This window comes from Kitasatospora sp. NPDC002522 (assembly GCF_053595195.1).
The window spans coordinates 1-1,153 of the sequence record NZ_JBSFXE010000126.1 but is presented as its reverse complement, the minus strand read 5'-3'; the positions used below and the strand labels follow the sequence as shown (position 1 = coordinate 1,153).

Annotated in this window: 2 protein-coding genes; one reads left to right on the top strand and one right to left on the bottom strand. The window is 73.2% G+C overall.

From position 1 onward, the window contains the following. Positions 1-118: 118 nt before the first annotated feature. Entirely contained in the window at positions 119-715 is a 597-nt protein-coding gene (locus tag ACWD4U_RS34800; RefSeq protein ID WP_449787421.1) for a TVP38/TMEM64 family protein, read from the top strand. Positions 716-758: 43 nt separating this feature from the next. On the opposite strand, the gene ACWD4U_RS34795 is transcribed toward ACWD4U_RS34800, so the two are convergent. Beyond that, positions 759-1,127: a YrdB family protein gene (locus ACWD4U_RS34795; RefSeq protein ID WP_449787420.1), complete on the bottom strand. Its 369-nt coding sequence runs from the start codon at positions 1,125-1,127 to the stop codon at positions 759-761. Positions 1,128-1,153: the final 26 nt, after the last annotated feature.

Sequence of the window (1,153 nt, the reverse complement as noted above, 5' to 3'; positions counted from 1 at the left end):
TGCAGAACTTCACCGGCCTGGGCCTGCAGTCCGCCCAGGACCAGGCCCAGGCCGCCGGGTTCTACAGCCTGCACTCGCACGATGACACCGCCGTGCCCTGCTCCGCCTCGGTGCCCTCGTGGCCGTCCTCCTCGCCGCCGCCTGCTCCCTGCTCCTCTGGGACCCGCAGGGCGTCCTCGCCGCAGCCTCCGGTCCGTGGCGGATGCCGATCGCGCTGGCCGTCTACGCCTTCGGCACGGTCGCGTTCCTGCCCCGCCCGGCGCTGAACGCCGCACTCGGGCTGCTCTTCGGCGCACTGTGGGGTGTCCCGCTGGCGGTGGCGGGCTCGGCGATCGGCGCGGTGATCGCCTTCGGCCTGGGCCGCTCGCTCGGACGGGAGGCGCTGCGTCCGCTGGTCCGCGGCAAGGTGCTGACCGCGATCGACCGCCGCCTCTCCGAGCAGGGCTTCCGCAGCGTGCTGCTGGTGCGGCTCTTCCCCGGCGCGCCGTTCCAGGCCGGCAACTTCGCCTGCGCCTTCTCCAGCGTCCGGTTCTGGCCCTACCTGGCTGCGACGGTGCTCGGCATCCTCCCGACCACCGCCGCGTACGTCACCGCCGGCGCGAGCGCGGGATCACCGACCTCCCCGGCCTTCCTGATCTCCGCGACGGTGATTGCCGCGATGTGCGTGTTCAGCGCGGTCTCACTGTGGCGCGCCCGCCCCCGCCGCACCCGCTGACCGCTCCACCCGCCAGACCCATCACACCCGCTCTCCCCGCCACCTACCGCGAGATCTCCGGCGACCACTCCCCCAACGCCCACAGCACCACGGTGTTGACGACCATCACCGCCCCCATCGCGATCGCCCAGCCCGGCCGTCCGCTCACCACCAGCGACGCCACCGCCCCGCCCCAGACCAGCACCTGTACGCCGTACCAGGCGAAGGCCGAGTCCCGGACGGGCCGCCGCGGCGCCGCGTACCGGCCCCAGAGCACCGCCGCGGCCACCGGCAGCACCACCGCCAGCAGCAGCCGTACCGCGATGGGCGCGTCGTTCCAGACCGAGTAGCCGCCCAGGGCGAGCGCCACCAGCGAAGCCAGTTCGAGCAACAGACGCAGCATCAGCTGACTACCCGTCACGACCTTGCGCACCGGTCACCACCGTTCCTTCCCCCATT